The sequence below is a fragment of the Streptomyces sp. UNOC14_S4 genome (assembly GCF_020740835.1).
Taxonomy (GTDB): domain Bacteria; phylum Actinomycetota; class Actinomycetes; order Streptomycetales; family Streptomycetaceae; genus Streptomyces.
On the sequence record NZ_JAINFC010001067.1, the window covers coordinates 1 to 521 of the forward strand.

The 521-nt window shown below is 77.2% G+C and carries 1 pseudogene; it reads right to left on the reverse strand.

Annotation, left to right across the window (positions count from 1 at the left end):
• A pseudogene (locus K6I34_RS37930) lies at positions 1 to 521 on the reverse strand (alpha-N-acetylglucosaminidase); the annotation flags it as partial.

The window sequence follows — 521 nt, forward strand, 5'->3', positions numbered from 1 at the left end:
CACCCGCGTCAGCCGCAGCCGCACCGGTGCCCGTACCCCCGCCACCCGCCGGTAGCCGTCGAAGGCTCCCGAAGCCGTCGTGGCGTAGGAGAGGACCACGCCCTCGCCCGGAGTCGCGGCCAGATTCACCGCTCCGGGAGAGCGCGTGGCGAGCCGGTTGCGGGCGATGATGCCGGCGCGGGCCCAGTTGCCCGTGTCCGTCTGGCTGTCGACGCGCACGGTCGCGGAGGCCCCCACCGGCAGGGCCCGTACGCGGTACACCGCGCCGAACTCCTCCGTGGCCCGCCACAGGTCGTCGCCCGCGCCGTCGATCGCGAAGCGGTCGGCGCCCAGCTGGCCGAAGACGGCCGCGTTGCCGCCGACCGTGTGCCAGCCGGGGGCGAGCGGTCCGGCCAGGAACAGCGCGCCGGACCGTACGCCGCGCACCCGCTCCCCGCCCTCCGGCCCGTACTGCGCAGCTGCCTCGTACGGGAGCCGCCGCAGCGGGCGGTCCAGCGGTACGGCGGGCACGGTGACGCGCC